Annotated in this window: 12 protein-coding genes and 1 tRNA gene; 7 read left to right on the top strand and 6 right to left on the bottom strand. The window is 52.9% G+C overall.

Going from position 1 to position 14,578, the window contains the following annotated elements; translation table 11 throughout:
• Window positions 1-85 precede the first annotated feature (85 nt).
• Complete coding sequence (locus HAP95_RS09260) at window positions 86-931, bottom strand: D-alanyl-D-alanine carboxypeptidase family protein (RefSeq protein WP_226832690.1); 846 nt, start codon at window positions 929-931, stop codon at window positions 86-88.
• Between the two features lie 265 nt (window positions 932-1,196).
• Between HAP95_RS09260 and HAP95_RS09255 the strand changes: the two genes are divergently transcribed.
• From HAP95_RS09255 to HAP95_RS09235, 5 genes are all read left to right on the top strand, one after another.
• On the top strand, window positions 1,197-1,958 hold the full coding sequence (locus HAP95_RS09255) for a sulfite exporter TauE/SafE family protein (RefSeq protein WP_215883950.1): 762 nt from the start codon (window positions 1,197-1,199) through the stop codon (window positions 1,956-1,958).
• 24 nt (window positions 1,959-1,982) lie between these two features.
• On the top strand, window positions 1,983-2,990 hold the full coding sequence (locus HAP95_RS09250; RefSeq protein WP_215883949.1) for a class I SAM-dependent methyltransferase: 1,008 nt from the start codon (window positions 1,983-1,985) through the stop codon (window positions 2,988-2,990).
• Between the two features lie 82 nt (window positions 2,991-3,072).
• Window positions 3,073-3,148, top strand: a tRNA-Ala gene (locus tag HAP95_RS09245).
• Between the two features lie 102 nt (window positions 3,149-3,250).
• Entirely contained in the window at window positions 3,251-4,249 is a 999-nt protein-coding gene (locus HAP95_RS09240) for a site-specific integrase (protein WP_031572380.1), read from the top strand.
• A gap of 391 nt (window positions 4,250-4,640) precedes the next feature.
• On the top strand, window positions 4,641-8,288 hold the full coding sequence (locus tag HAP95_RS09235) for a YobI family P-loop NTPase (protein ID WP_215883948.1): 3,648 nt from the start codon (window positions 4,641-4,643) through the stop codon (window positions 8,286-8,288).
• Window positions 8,289-8,471: 183 nt separating this feature from the next.
• Here HAP95_RS09235 and HAP95_RS09230 read toward each other — a convergent pair whose 3' ends face one another.
• From HAP95_RS09230 to HAP95_RS09210, 5 genes are all read right to left on the bottom strand, one after another.
• A complete protein-coding gene (locus tag HAP95_RS09230) occupies window positions 8,472-9,551 on the bottom strand; it encodes a J domain-containing protein (RefSeq protein WP_054609029.1) in 1,080 nt (359 codons plus the stop codon).
• A 138-nt stretch (window positions 9,552-9,689) separates the two neighbouring features.
• Window positions 9,690-10,973, bottom strand: a complete 1,284-nt coding sequence (locus HAP95_RS09225; protein WP_054609024.1) for a Y-family DNA polymerase — start codon at window positions 10,971-10,973, stop codon at window positions 9,690-9,692.
• A 7-nt stretch (window positions 10,974-10,980) separates the two neighbouring features.
• Complete coding sequence (locus HAP95_RS09220; RefSeq protein WP_054609023.1) at window positions 10,981-11,460, bottom strand: LexA family protein; 480 nt, start codon at window positions 11,458-11,460, stop codon at window positions 10,981-10,983.
• The gene (locus HAP95_RS09215) at window positions 11,450-11,692 is read right to left on the bottom strand and encodes a hypothetical protein (RefSeq protein ID WP_054609022.1); all 243 of its coding nucleotides are present in this window, start codon (window positions 11,690-11,692) and stop codon (window positions 11,450-11,452) included. Before HAP95_RS09215 ends, HAP95_RS09220 begins: the two co-directional genes overlap by 11 nt.
• Before the next feature lie 97 nt (window positions 11,693-11,789).
• A complete protein-coding gene (locus HAP95_RS09210) occupies window positions 11,790-12,473 on the bottom strand; it encodes an SOS response-associated peptidase (RefSeq protein ID WP_054609021.1) in 684 nt (227 codons plus the stop codon).
• Window positions 12,474-12,547: 74 nt separating this feature from the next.
• Here HAP95_RS09210 and HAP95_RS17120 point away from each other — a divergent pair, with 74 nt between their 5' ends.
• Together HAP95_RS17120 and HAP95_RS09200 are read left to right on the top strand one after the other, a co-directional pair.
• Window positions 12,548-12,784, top strand: coding sequence for a hypothetical protein (locus tag HAP95_RS17120; protein WP_226832689.1), 237 nt, complete (start codon window positions 12,548-12,550; stop codon window positions 12,782-12,784).
• 374 nt (window positions 12,785-13,158) lie between these two features.
• A complete protein-coding gene (locus tag HAP95_RS09200) occupies window positions 13,159-14,520 on the top strand; it encodes a DUF2142 domain-containing protein (protein ID WP_215883947.1) in 1,362 nt (453 codons plus the stop codon).
• Window positions 14,521-14,578: the final 58 nt, after the last annotated feature.

Below are 14,578 nucleotides of genomic sequence, written 5' to 3'. Positions count from 1 at the left end.
GCGAGTTCTCTCCTGACAGCAGGATGAGCCTTAGAACAACAGGCAAGGGACGTTGGAGCAAAAAGCTTCCCGGCCCACCGCCGTTTCAGGGTGCCGAGGTTTTTTCCAGATGGGGTACGGCAGGCAGCCAGAGCGTTCTGGCAAAACCCCAGTCGAGCAATTTGAGACTTTGCCAGGATGCCTTCCAGAAACCACGGTTTTCATCGGTAAATGAAGGAACACCCAGAATCACGGCAATGAGTTGTACCCCATTTTGGGTGCCCGTAGCCACCAGACAATGACCAGCGGCGTCGGTGTAACCGCTTTTCATGCCGGTGATGAAAGGCACGCGGCCTACCAGCAAATTGGGATTGGGACTGGTAATGCCTGCGTAAGTGAAATTCTCATGATTGAAAAAATGCATGTACTGCGGAAAATCCGTCATAATCCGCTTGGTGAGAATAGCAATATCATAAGGACTGGCGGTGTTATTGGGATGAGGAAGGCCATCCGGATCATAATAGGTTGTCGATAACATACCGATTTTACGCGCCGTCTGGTTCATTTCACGCACGAAAGCCGGGACACTGCCAGCCACCAGATGCGCAGCTTCCACAGCAGCGTCGTTTCCTGAAGGAACTGTCATCCCCAAAATCATCTGAGCTACTGAAAAGCGCAATCCAGGATGCATGAACATGCTGGAACCACCGGTTTCCAATGCTGCCTGGCAGGGTACAAACTCCTGGTGCACCTGCATTCCACCAGCATGAATGTCCTTGAACAGCAGATACAAGGTCATGAGTTTGGTAATACTGGCAATCGCATAGGGTCGGTAAGCATTTTTGGCGGCGATGATGGCACCGGTTTGGGCATTCATCAAAATATAAGCGCGGGCATCAATGGGCGGCAGACCGCTGCTGTTGGTATCGGCGCGGGCAGTAGGAATACCCAAAATGAGCGTCCATCCTAGTATAAACAGGCCCAAGAACCATAAATGAGGCCTGTAGTAACGAGGTATGAATGATGCAGTATTTGCAGATGGATGCGGCAGCATGGGTTAGCCCTCCCCATTAACGGGATGCAAGGTTAAAGCAATTTCTCAGGATAGTTTCATATTAGGCTATTTTTTCTGAAATGCCTATATGTGCGCAATTGCTCGGAAGCGGGGCATACCCAGCCTCTGGAAGACACTCCCCAAAACTTATAGACTGGTCGGTATGAACTTACACGCATCCCTTTCTTATGCCACCCTCATCCACTCTCCCCTCCTCTGGGCCATCGCCGGATTCATCATTCTCCTGGCTTTTTACGTCCGGGCAGTGATCGGGTTTGGTTCTGGACTGATTTCCGTGGCCTTGCTCACGCTTATATTTCCTATCAAGGAAGTGGTGCCAGTCGTACTGCTTCTGGATCTTCTCGGTTCGGTATTACTGGGTGCCTATGATTTTCGGGAAATGCGCTGGCCGGAGTTACGCTGGCTGATCCCCGGCAGCATCATTGGTCTGGCAATCGGTTCTTTTATACTGGCTGATACCAATGCTCAAAATCTGACCCGATTCCTTGGCGTATTCATTCTGGCTTATGTGGTCTATGCACTCGCCATGAAGCCTGATCGCCTCCCACGCATCAGCCTGCCTTGGGGAACACCGCTCGGTATTTTTGGGGGGGTCGTGGGCAGCCTCTATGGTGGTGGTGGACCACCTATCGTCGCCTACCTGCAAATGCGGCATCTGGACAAACGCGCTTTTCGCGCCACTTTTCAGGGGATTGCGCTCACAGACAATGTGTTGCGCGGCTTCATGTATGTAGCTCTGGCGCTGTTGACCTGGCAGCTGGCCGTAGGTTTTTTAATGTTGATTCCGCCAGTTTTGCTGGGTCTCTGGGCGGGTAATCGTTTACACCTACGTATCAACCAACGCGCCTTTTTATTGGGAACACTGGGATTACTGACCGTAGTCGGCCTGAAATACCTTATTTAACGCAACGAGCGACAAGGAGAGCACATGACTTTACGCAGCATGGAAGAACTCAGACAGCAGGCTCAGGGCGCACAATCCCTGAATATTGCTTTCATAGGTGTCGTCAACGGGCTGTTCAGCGCCCTGCACCAACTGCAGAAGGCTGATTCCCAACGTCTCGCCCAACAAGCGGGCATGGATGAAGGATACGTCACCCGCTGGTGCGACGCCGCTTATGCTTTTGGCTGGCTGGAACTTAATTCCGAGGATCAGTGGCAACTCAGTGAAGATGGAGACAGCATGCGCCCCGAGGCTCCGGGAAGCCGAATGGCAACAGCTATTGGTTCGGTCCTCTCGGCACATATGGCTGAACGCGCCGCTGGACTGATGCGCACGGGTGAACGTCCGGGTGAAAAAGTACTGGCGGAACGGGAAACCATTCTGCCCTGGTTTGGGCTGATGCTGGAAAACAATTTCCGCAAGACTTTTGAAGAAAAAATCTGCCCGCAGGTTCCCATATTTGCCGAAGTAGACGCCCGAGGTGGTCTCGCTGTGGATCTGGGTTGCGGAAATGGCTGGTATTTACGGGCACTGGCACAGCGCTGCAACAATTTGCGCGGCCTTGGTCTGGATGGTTTTGCGGAAAATGTGCAACAGGCCCAGGAAATAGCCCAACAGGAGGGTCTGGGTGACCGTCTGCACTTTTCTGTTGGCGACATCCATGCGTTTTCACTACCAGAACCGGCAGATCTGATTGCCATGAATCGTGCCCTTCACCATGTCTGGGAAAAACGTGGGGCAATTTTTGACAAACTGCGCAGTAATCTCAAAGCAGAAGGCGCCGTGGTCATTTGGGAACCGGCATGGCCAGATGATCATCGTCGCCTGCGCGAAGCACCCTTGCGGGGCATGGCTTACCAGAATCTCACCGAGCATGTGCAAGGGAATCATTTCCTGCATCCTGAGGAAATCGCCAGCGCCTTAAAAGAGGCCGGACTTCGGCCCGAAATCTTCCCGTTTGGCAGCGATGTAATGGTGGTAGGGCGCTGCTGAGCAGCAAAAACTGACACCGGACTCTGCCAGCAGTTTACAAGCATTGCATTCCGCAAGGCTTCTCTTTATCCTTTGCGCTCATGGGGCGGTAGCTCAGCTGGGAGAGCGTCGCGTTCGCAATGCGAAGGTCGGGAGTTCGATCCTCCTCCGCTCCACCAAATAAAACAAGGGGTTAGGCTAAACGGCCTAACCCCTTGTTGCTTTTTCGCTGCAATTATGCTGCACTGAGTCCTGAAACAGGGTGCAGCGTGAGGTGCAGCATGGCGACCATCAACCCCAGGGAAGACCAGGATAAAAACGTGATTGGCTGGCAAGCCATCATTCGCAAACGCGGGTTTCCGTCCCAGACGCGGACATTCCGCACAAAGAGAGATGCCGAGTCCTGGGCCAAGATCACAGAGAGTGAAATGCTCCGGGGCGTCTGGTGCAATCGGAGCGAGGCTGAGAACACTACCCTGGCGGAAGCTCTGGATCGCTACTCGAAAGAAGTATCCAGTCGCAAAAAGGGTGCTGTCCAGGAAGTTTCCATCATCGGAAAGGTCAAGGAATCCCCCTTGGCCCGCATGTATCTGGCAGCTATCCAAGGCAAAGACATTGCGAAGTATCGGGATGCCATGCTGGCCGATGGTTACAGCCCCATCACGATCAAGCGTCGTCTATCCTTGCTCTCCCATCTGTTCACTGTGGCGACCAAAGAATGGGGGTTGGCCGGGTTGGTCAATCCTGTGCCCTTGGTGTCCGTGCAGAAGCCCAACAATGCGCGAGATCGGCGACTGGTGGGTGATGAGGAAAAAAGGCTGTTGGCGGCTGCGCAAGAGTATGGTGAACCTCTCCCCACCATCATTCGCTTCGCCCTGGAAACGGGCATGCGTCGAGGCGAGATTGCCGCAATGCTCTGGCGGCATGTAGATATGAGGACACATGTGCTTTCAGTGCCAGATTCCAAAACTGGCGATCCGCGCCGAGTACCGCTGTCCAGTCGCGCCTTGGCCGTACTAGATGCCCTACCCCGCCGCATGGATGGTGAGGTGTGGGGTGTCAGGGCAGATAGCATCACACAAGCCTTTGCTCGCGCCTGCCACCGAGCAGGTATCGAGGACCTACGCTTTCACGACCTCCGCCACGAGGCCACCAGTCGTTTCTTCGAGAAGGGCTTGAATCCCATGCAGGTGGCGGCCATCACAGGGCACAAGACCTTGCAGATGCTGAAACGCTATACTCACTTGAGAGCTGAGGACCTGGCGAAGATGCTGGGGTGAATATTACCCGAAGGGCAGTTCAAGACTGATTGCAGACATTCAACAGCGGAAAGCCAATGACATCATCCGACCCAAAGCAGTCGGTTTAGGGAGGTATTGAGTCCCCCGCTCCTCTTTGGCTCCTCAATTCAAGCTAACTACGCTTGCGTGAAAAAATTGAAACTGCCCCATATTTCTCGCGGTGCGTAGGCCCGATGTATGATAAATCCGTAATCACGCCTCTGCAGTGCAGCTTGTGCCAAGGGGTATATGATGCGTGCCATTTTGTATGGGACGCCCTTGTGTGAAAAATGCGTTCGCCATTGCTTGCCGAGCTCGTTCAGACCTTCGCAACGGCAACAACTTTCATATCTGATGGGTGAGGCAGTACAGATCTACTTTAAGGACGAGCATGAGTACTCAACAAGAGCCTGACTCTGGCGGATCATGGAACCTCATTCCGCTTACCCCTGAATACCTTTCAAAGGAACACGGCCAGTACGTCGAGGCCATCAAGGCTGCTCTCGACAATAAGCAAATCCGCAACATCGCGCTTTCTGGGAACTTTGGCGTCGGCAAGAGCAGCATCCTGCAGGAAATCGCTCGACAACAGGACGGGCGTGTTGTTGAGCTCTCGTTGTCGACGCTTGCGCCCATCGAAGCATCCAAGCTCGATGAATCGGTGCCTATCCAGGCAACCACACCGACCAATCGAATCCAGCAGGAGATCGTCAAGCAATTGCTCTACCGCGAAGATCCCGGTAAGACGCCGGCATCCCGGTTTCGGCGGATCGAGCGTTTTCAATGGTGTCGGGAGATCGAGTTTTCGGTACTACTAGGTCTTGCCATCGCAATCATCTTCGTCCTGACCGGTTGGACAGCAAAGCTTGCCGACACCTTCTCATTCTTGGGAGATATGGGTGTCTGGAGACACCTGGTCATATGGGGGATAGCTTCGGGAATGGCGCTGTGGGTGCGCAGGCGACTTTATGGAAAGCTCCACATCAAGCAGCTCTCTGCGGGTTCTGCGACGGTCATCCTTGACGAGACATCTGTATCGTACTTCGATCAGTACCTCGATGAGATTGTCTACTTCTTCGAAGTGTCACAACGCGACATCGTTATTTTTGAAGACATCGACCGCTTCAACGACTCGCACATTTTCGAGACGCTGCGGGCGCTGAACACGCTGCTGAATGCATCGCCCCAGATCAAAAAGCCGATCCGCTTCATCTACGCCATTAAGGACAGCATCTTTGATCGTATCGGCTTGGTAGCGGAAGGCCGCAAGGATGTTGAGCCTGACGTGGTCGAGATGGATGATCCGGCGCAGGCTGAAGCTGTACGTGCCAATCGTACTAAGTTCTTCGACCTTGTCATCCCGGTGGTTCCCTTCATCACCCACCGAAGCGCTCGCAATCTGGCAGTAAAGCTACTTGCCGATATCAAGTACGAAATTGCGCCGGAGCTGCTTGACCTAGCGGCGCGGTATGTACCGGATATGCGGCTGCTCAAGAACGTTCGCAACGAGTTCATCGTCTTCCGCGACCGAATCTTTTCTGGTGACGGCAAGCTTCTCGATCTGAGTGAAACTGACCTGTTCGCCATGATGCTCTACAAGAGCACGCACCTGACAGACTTCGAGACGATCCGGCTCGGTAATAGCAAGTTGGACGTTCTCTACGAAGTCAGTCGTAAATTGGTGACCGAAAACATCCAAAAGCTTGAGGGCGAACTCCGTGAGCTTCGTCGGCAGCTTGCGCAAATCGATGGAGCCGCCACTCGAAGCGCACAATTAGGCGAGCGCCTTCTGGCGCACATGGACCGGACGGCCCGGGCTGCGCAGACCTCCTATAAGACTCCGTTCACATTCGCAGATGCTCCGAGGTCTCGTGATGATCTCAAGGAAGCGCAATTCTGGAAAGACTTCGTCACGTCTGGCGGAAACGCGGTTCTGAACTGCCCCACCAACCTGAATAGACATTTTATTTTCACTCGTGACGATCTGACTGCAGCGCTCGGCGATCCTCCTCTGGACGCTGAAAGCTGGGACGAAGCAGATCGTGAAGCTCTGGACGAGCAGGTAGACAAGAAGGCTGACGACATCAAGTTTCTACGGGGCGCAGACCTTGGCGGTCTAGTCAGACGACCGGAGTTCCTCGTCAAGTACGAGGGTGCCGATCAGTCCTTTGAAACAATCGCACTGGCGATCCTGAAGCCAGGACTGGCTTATCAGCTCGTTCGTGCCGGGTACATCAATCGCAACTTTACACTCTACACGTCAACCTTCCATGGTAATCGCGTGAGTTCTGCTGCGACGAACTTCATCATCCATCACGTTGAGCGTGACTTGATGGATGAGCATTTTGTGCTTGATTCGAACGACGTGGACGCCATTGTCCGCGAGCGAGGCAAGAATGCGCTGAAGGAACCTGCGTTATACAACATCGCCATCCTCGACCACCTCCTGATTAACGATGTCAATGCGGCGAACATCATGGTGGAATCCTTGGCTAGCCTTGGGGAGAGTCAGATAAGGTTTGTGCCGGCGTACCTCGCTGCCGGAGAACAGCGCCTGCGGTTCATTGAACGATTCATAGCCTTTTCCCCGCGAGTGTTTCTTTATCTCGTGGGTCAAGCTGACCTGGATGACACTACACGGCTGGAGTTGGTGAATTTCGCTCTTAGCAGTCATTCCTTGTATGAACAAAAGGTAGATGCTGCGGTGTCGAAATACTCGTCATACCACTACGCCGAGCTTATGGCGCTTACGTCTGACGCAACTGAGCATGCCCAGGCGGAACGTATCGGTGCGTTCTTCGCGGATGCGAACATCACCGTGCCCCACCTGGCGCCGCTGGGTCGACAGGTTCGTAGGTCGTTTGTGTCTCGCAACCTATATGAGATCACACGCGAGAATCTCTCGATCGCCATCGGGAATACGAAAACCGTGGCGCTCGATGCTATCCGTGCAGACAACGAGTCGGTGTACGACTATGTGCTTGAGCACCTGAGCACATACCTGGACGCTATCGATGGTGAATCCGCAACCGTGGATTCGAGCAAGAACTTCATTGCTGTGATCGAAGATGTCCTCGAACGGGCGGCGCCTCATCTTGATAAGGTAGTCGAATGCTCTGTGCCGGATTGTAAGGTAGCGAATCTTGAGGAGGTGTCTGAGGGGGCGTGGCCGGTGTTAGCCGAACATAGGCGCTTCCCGGCAACGTTCAACAATGTCAGCCGCTACGTCATAAAGTTCGAATCGGTCGACGAGCCCCTGGCAAAGATCTTGACCGCCGCTGGAGTAATCACTGAGATCAACGCCGCTAACGAAGACTCGAAGACTAAGTTGGCGATAGCGATCCTAGCAGCGAAGACCCAACTCCCTTCCGCAGCGCTGCGCGCGGAGCTGGTCGAAAGCTTGGATCTGGATTCCTATCTCAATATGGGCGGCGTCGTGGCGGAAGTGGGCGACCTCTTTGCACTGCTGCTGAAGCACAACATCATTGAGGATGCCGCAGAGACCTATAAGCACCTTGCAGAGACTGATTGGCCGACGCGCAAGGCATTCATCTGCGCGTCGACGAAGTTCTTGAGCATCATGACACCTGAGCTACTGCGACCGGATCTGGCGGCACTCCTGGCAAGCGATGAGATCAGCTCGGAAATTAAGGGTTTGATTGTCGATCAAGCAGAAGCATACGCAGAGGTGGCCGACCCCAGTGGCCTGAACGCGCTGGCACAATTCGCCTCTGGGCACGGGCACAGACTCGCGCCAGACGTTGTGCAGAAAATGGCGCAAACCGGTGTCGATTCGCAACAGATAGTGATGTTGCTTGAACCACTCCTGGCGTCAATCAGTCGGGAACAGCTCTTCACGATACTGCAAGAGCTAGATGGTGACTACCCAAGCCTGACTGAGAATGGTCAGGACAAGCCGAAAATCCCGAACACTCCCGCTAACCTCGCGTTGCTCCAACATCTCAAGCGGGAAGGCATAGTCAGCGAGTATGATGCGCACGAGTCGCCGATCAAGGTACATAAGAAGTACACGGAGTAACGACAGTCCGCTTCTGGCCGATAATACCCGTTCCCAATCTGGATGTAAACGACCGCTCCCGCTGCCCTGCCGCCGTTGAAGTCTGTTGGTCGGCAGCTGCATACCGCCCATTCACCCAACTATACGGTCGCTATTTTATTGGCTGTGGCCCTCGCATCAGTAAAAATCATCGTCGATATAAGCTTACGAGGCCAATTCGCGTCGTGCAGTCTTTATCCAGCGTTTGAGGTGGGCGGGTTGCGAAAGTCGTTTCATCTCCTGTCGTAACCCGCTAATGGCCTGTCGGGTTGCCTGAATGGTTTCCTGAAGATCCCGCGCCAGAGCATGCGGTGACTGCATCGCAAAAGGGGATATCCCGACATTTCCGGACAGGTGCTGCTGGAGTTCCTGGATTTTACGTTTCAAGGTGGCCAGTTGTTCTTTGAGGGCCTGGTTGTACTTTTTCAAATGCGCATCGCCCAGCTTATGTATGGCTTGCGCGTCCATCAGGCCCAACTCGTGCTGGAGAGCCAGCAGTTGCAAGAGGTCATTTTCCCCATAGGCCTGATTGATCCGTTGCATCAGCGCCGTTTTCTGGGCACGTATGACCGGATCCGCCTCTCGGTCGGGATGCACGGCGCTGACTAAACGTCGATAAATGCCCTGCAGGGACTGGTGAATCTGCCCCGCCTGTTCAGCCTGACGCGCTTCTTGCGCCTTTTGCCGGGCCGTTTTGGGTCTGGTACGTTGGCTTTCTCGCTGTGACTGTGTTTGTGGCGTTTCCTCTTCCATCCATGCCTTTGGGTTTTCTGAAGACCCTTTTCCATCACCCGCAGCTTCAGGGTTTAGGTTGAAAAAATCCTCCATGGACGCTTTCATCTCGGCGAACATGGCCTGTTCTTCTGCGTCGGGGCCGCCATGCCGATCATGTATTTCTTGCAACTGTGGATCGGAGGATTCCGTCATGAGGTTCTCGGCCAAGCGGGCGATCATCTGGGATAGGGTCTCGTTATCCGCTTTCCCCAGTTTCTGGGTCAGACTGATGGTGTCCAGCTGAACCAGCAGCTGAATGCGTAATTGCAGATGCTGGTCCCGCAACGGCAGAAGGTCCTTGAGTACACGCTTTCGCGTCGCCTCCATAGCAGATTCCCAATCGCTCATCTGCTGGCGGGCTTTGGCAATCTGCTGGCTGAGGCGGTTAAATGTCTTTTGTTCCGGCGACAGCGGGTTGTCGGTCTGTGCCGGTGGCGTCAACACCAGCGCAGGAAATCGTAATGGGGGCATGCCGATGTCCAGAAATAGGGGAAAGGTGAACCGTGACACAAGTCTACGCCGGTGCTCTTTCATGGCGCAAACGCGCTTTCCCGGACACGCCACCCTCCCGTGCGCTGTCTTTTATCTATACCGAGAGGCTGATCTCGGTTATTCCAGCTTTGCTCTGGCCAGATCCGCCCATCGTGTCGTGTAGGCAGGGGATTTGTTCCCGCGTTTCATGGCCCATCCACGCGGTTCCTGCAGACCGGCCACGCCCGGCTGCAGGGTACCGCTGCCAAAACGCGCATTCACCCGGTCCAGCGTGATCATCAATTGATTGGCGCGCGCCTCATCTTCCGCCGACGTAAAAAGGTCGGCCTGCAAGGCATCCGCCGAGGTGATCTCCAGGAGATGCACCCCCGCCTTGGCATAAGCCAATCCCGACCGATACATGTCCACCAGTGCGATGCGGCCGGCCTGCAGGAACACCCGGGTATCCTGACTGGGATGATTCAGGGCGACGGTTCTCGTGGCATGATATTGCGGTAGATGCACCTGAAAGGGGTTGGTGTGGATAAACACCCGCAGTGCACCGGCCACTGAACCCTGACGACGCAGCTTGATCGCGGCCCTTACGGTATACAGGCTGATCGCTTCGCCCAATTCCTCTGCGCTGGTTACCGTGCGGCCGAAGGATCGCGAGGATTGAATCTCCTGCCGGGGCGGCGGGATGTCCACCATGGCGATGCAAGGTTCCCCGCGCAGTTCCCGTATGCTCCGTTCCATGAGGAGACTGAAGCGCTTGCGCATCAGCGCGGGATCCGCCTGCCGGAGATCCCAGACCGTCTGAATCCCCGTCTCCTGCAATCGTGTGGTCCACTGGCGACCCACCCCCCAGACTTCGGAAACAGGCAATTGTTGCAAGAGACGCTGCTGATCCCCTTCAGGCAGCTCGTCCCACACGCAGACTCCCGCATATTCAGGCATCTTTTTGGCGACATGGTTGGCGAGTTTGGCGAGCGTCTTGGTCGCTGCGATGCCTACCCCGACCGGCAATCCCACCCATTGCCGGACTTTCTGCCGTGCCGCTTGTCCCATGTGGGATAGCCGATCTTGCGCAAAGCCCCGCAGATCCAGAAAGCATTCGTCGATACTGTAGACTTCCTGAATGGGGCTGAAGCTCGAAAGAATCCCCATCATGCGATTGCTCATATCGGCATACAAAGTGTAATTGCTCGACAGGGCGATGATTCCTTCACGCTTGGCCAGCTTCTGCAGATGAAACCACGGTGTCCCCATGACCACACCCAAGGCCTTCACTTCAGCAGATCGCGCTACGACGCAGCCATCATTATTGGAGAGCACCACCACGGGCCGCCCTTCCAGATCCGGGCGAAACACCCGTTCACAGGAAACATAAAAATTGTTGGCGTCTACCAGGGCAATGGCCATGCGGGCCTCAGACGCGATGCAGCACCCGGGTCACCACACCCCAGATGCAGAGTTCTTCCCCTTCTTTGAGGATGATCGCGGGAAACTCGGGATTTTCTGCCACCAGATGCACGGCGTTGCCGATCCGGCGCAAGCGTTTGACGGTGAGATCACCATTGATGGCCGCCACCACGATTTTGCCATCCACCGGAGTAATGGCCCGGTCCACAATGATCTCGTCGCCATCAAAAATCCCCGCGTCCCGCATGGACCAGCCGGTAACCCGCAGGATGAAAGTCGCCTCCCTGTGCTGGATTAGGTGGGTATTCAGATCGATCTGTTTTTCGACATAGTCATCGGCAGGGGACGGGAAGCCTGCGGCAATCCGTGACACCATGAACGGCAGCGTACAGGCGCGATGATAACCGCCCACGGGCTGCGGCGATGTGGCCATCATGCCTTTGGCGCCCAATGCATCCTGGGATACGGGTATCGGATCACAGTGCATAGGGTTGTTTCCGATCCTGGTCGCTATGCCCTTTTTGTTGTGCGGCGGGCGTTACCGTCATTGGGCTGGTGACATGCGTCCAGGTGACATGGCGGGCGTCTTGAAATACGCCACCATTCCCGGCCGCATATTGTGGAGACTGATGGCCCAGCCAGTCGGCCAACAAAGGGGCCAGGATCAGGACCAACAGCCATTGGGATTTCTTGATGGGTTTTGCGTTCGTTGTCTGCATCAGAATGTGCTCCGCAACCGCGTACTATATATTTATACAGTAACAGTTCTACGATGCGCAAGTATCCTCCCAACACCAGCATTCTCAGATCATCCCATCAGTCTGGCGCCGTCCCGTCCCAAGGCAAAACCGCCTCTGGCGTATCGTAACGGGTGCTGTTCACCCGCGGAGAGACCGGAAAAGTTTCCCAGGAAAAGTCTACAGGCTGAAAACAGGGCTCCAGGTGTGTCCGCCGCGCATGAGGATGCCACCAGAGCGGCCAATGGTTGCGATCCAGCACCAAAGGCATACGTTCATGGATGTGCTGCAAGGCAGGCAGGGCGGGGATGGTAATGATAGCGAAGGTCTCCTCGGTCTGACCTTCTGCGGTGGTGTGCTGGTCCCATATCCCGGCAAGCGCCAGAATACGATGATCTTGCGCCCGGATGAGCATGGGATACTTTTCAGAAGGGTCTTCGGGGACAAAGGGCCACTCAAAATACCAGTCCGCTGGCACCAATGCCCGCCTTGCGCGAAAGGCTTCACGAAACAGCGGCTGGGTAGCCACCGTTTCGGCCCGTGCATTGATGGGCCGGATGTGGGTAAGGGTACTCCAGCCGGGCAAAAATCCCCAGCGCATGGGCACCAACTCCAGGCTCAGATCCGGAGCCTGGCGCACGACGGGGTGCATCTGACCCGGGGCGCGGTTATAGCTGGGCGGAAAATCCCCGCGAACGTGCAATCCCCCCCACTCCTGCTGAAGCGCTTCAGGACTGTGAATGAAGCCATAGCGACCGCACATAACGCCTCCCGACAAATATAGGCTTTGCCGGTCATGCTACCATTTTCCCAAGGTCAGCGGAGAACCGCTGCGACATGAGTCTTTTCCATATGGCCAAACCGGAGCGCCAGAAGCAGGATATCCCCAACGAACTGCTCGGTGGCTTGGTCGAACGGGTGACTTTCCATAACGAAGGCAGCGGCTTCAAAAGGCGGTGGCTATGGCTGCTCGGAATGGATCCGGGAAACGGCGGTGGTCAAAGCTGCGGGAGAGGACGCAGTAGCCTGGGGCGAGTGAGGCGAATGGTCGCAAAAGACTGGAAGCGGACGTAGGACTCGGCTAGAATGGTCGAACTCGTGCCCGACCTAAAAATGGAGAAATTCACTGTTTTGTCTGATGTTTGGTCGCAAACGTAAACAAATCAGAAACAATAGGATAGGATCGTTTTGGCAACACGAATATGAGACAGAATGATACATTTTGTCTTTTTTCTAGCGGGGTATTCAGCTAAATACGGTGATCGGCTTCTCAGATGGCGAGAAAGTGCCAATATATCCATGTCTAACGAGCGTTGTACGCGTGGAAAAGCTATGTTGAGCGATCCATCTGATGCTGCTACATAATTTTGACATTACAGCATTTATCTGAATACCCCACTTTTACTATAATATAACCTTGGTGTTTTATGACTCGATTAACAAGAATAATGGCAACATTTATTACCACAACAAATAATAACGTAAGATTTATTTACTTGTTAGTTGTTTTGCCGATAATTCTTTTTCAGGTTTTTTTTACTCCACCTTTCCAGACACCAGACTCTCCAAATAATTTTGATAGAGCGTACCAGGTATCTAACGGCATATTGATTGGCGCACGAGACAACAATATTTCTGGTGGCTATTTAAATAGTAACATTATTTCCACAGAATCGCTGTTTAATTATATTCCATTCCATTACAATAACAAGATAACAGCCAATGTTATTGAAAAAGCAAGATTGTATACATGGAAAAACAAAGGTAAGAATAAAAAGAGGTACATATTTTCATCATTTCCAAATACTTCCGTGTATCCTCCGTTGGCTTATTTGCCTCAGGCTGGTGCAATAGGTATAGGCAGACTCCTTGATTTATCAATACTACAAACGTATCGACTTTCATTATTGTTTGTTTCATTGTGCGCTGTTTTTTTTACATATTATGCGCTGAACTTTAATAGCAGCATTACACCAGCCATTTTCGCTTCGGCAACACTACCAATGGTAACCTGCTTGTATGCCGCAATGGAATCAGATGCCTTATTGATTTCTATTGGGTTTTTATTAGCAGCGTTTATGGCTCGCAGAACTACAGACAACGATTATCATAAAAGCAATATTATATATGCATCAATAATGATAACGTTCCTTGCCTTACAAAAGCCTCCATACATCGGACTTGTTCTGTTACTCTTTATTCCAGGATTTGTTGTCTCTAAATCGTATGGGCTTATGAAGAGGATTGGCTTTTCTGTTGTGATCATATCTATAGTAACGGCATGGATTACATACGCTAAATCAGCGGCATGGGTAAATATAGATCCTTCTCATAAGAGCTTGATTTCACATGCAATCTATATAATTACCAATCCAGCTATATTTATAACAATATTTTTAAAGACTATAGATTCTCAATATTCATCCTATTACCATCAATTGATTGGCGTCCTTGGCTGGCTTGATGCTCCGTTTTCAGGCGAATACTATGTAATAGCCGGTGCCGCATTGGTTTTAGCAGCCACGCTTTCATCTGCACGATTAAAATTAACAGATTGGATATTTTTATTGTTGTCAGTATTATCTTCTGCAATTATGATTTTTATTGCCCTTTATGCAGACTGGAGCCCTGTTAAATCAACAATGATAGAAGGTGTGCAAGGTCGTTATTTCCTACCGCTGCTTCCGTTAAGCTTTATGTTGCTATATCCTGCAACACATTATTTTTATTATCTTAAAAAGAGAAATAATTTTTTTAGTTGGACTACTGATAACAAGTCATCAAGGTTCCTCGTCATTTCAAGTGGGTAGCCTGAGATCCAGCTTGCCCAGGATCAGGTAGGCCAGGTTGATAAAGTTCTTGTGCGTG

Origin of the sequence: Acidithiobacillus sulfurivorans (assembly GCF_018853815.1) — a bacterium.
Classification (GTDB): Bacteria; Pseudomonadota; Gammaproteobacteria; order Acidithiobacillales; family Acidithiobacillaceae; genus Acidithiobacillus; species Acidithiobacillus sulfurivorans.
This window is presented reverse-complemented; position numbering and strand designations above follow the sequence as displayed.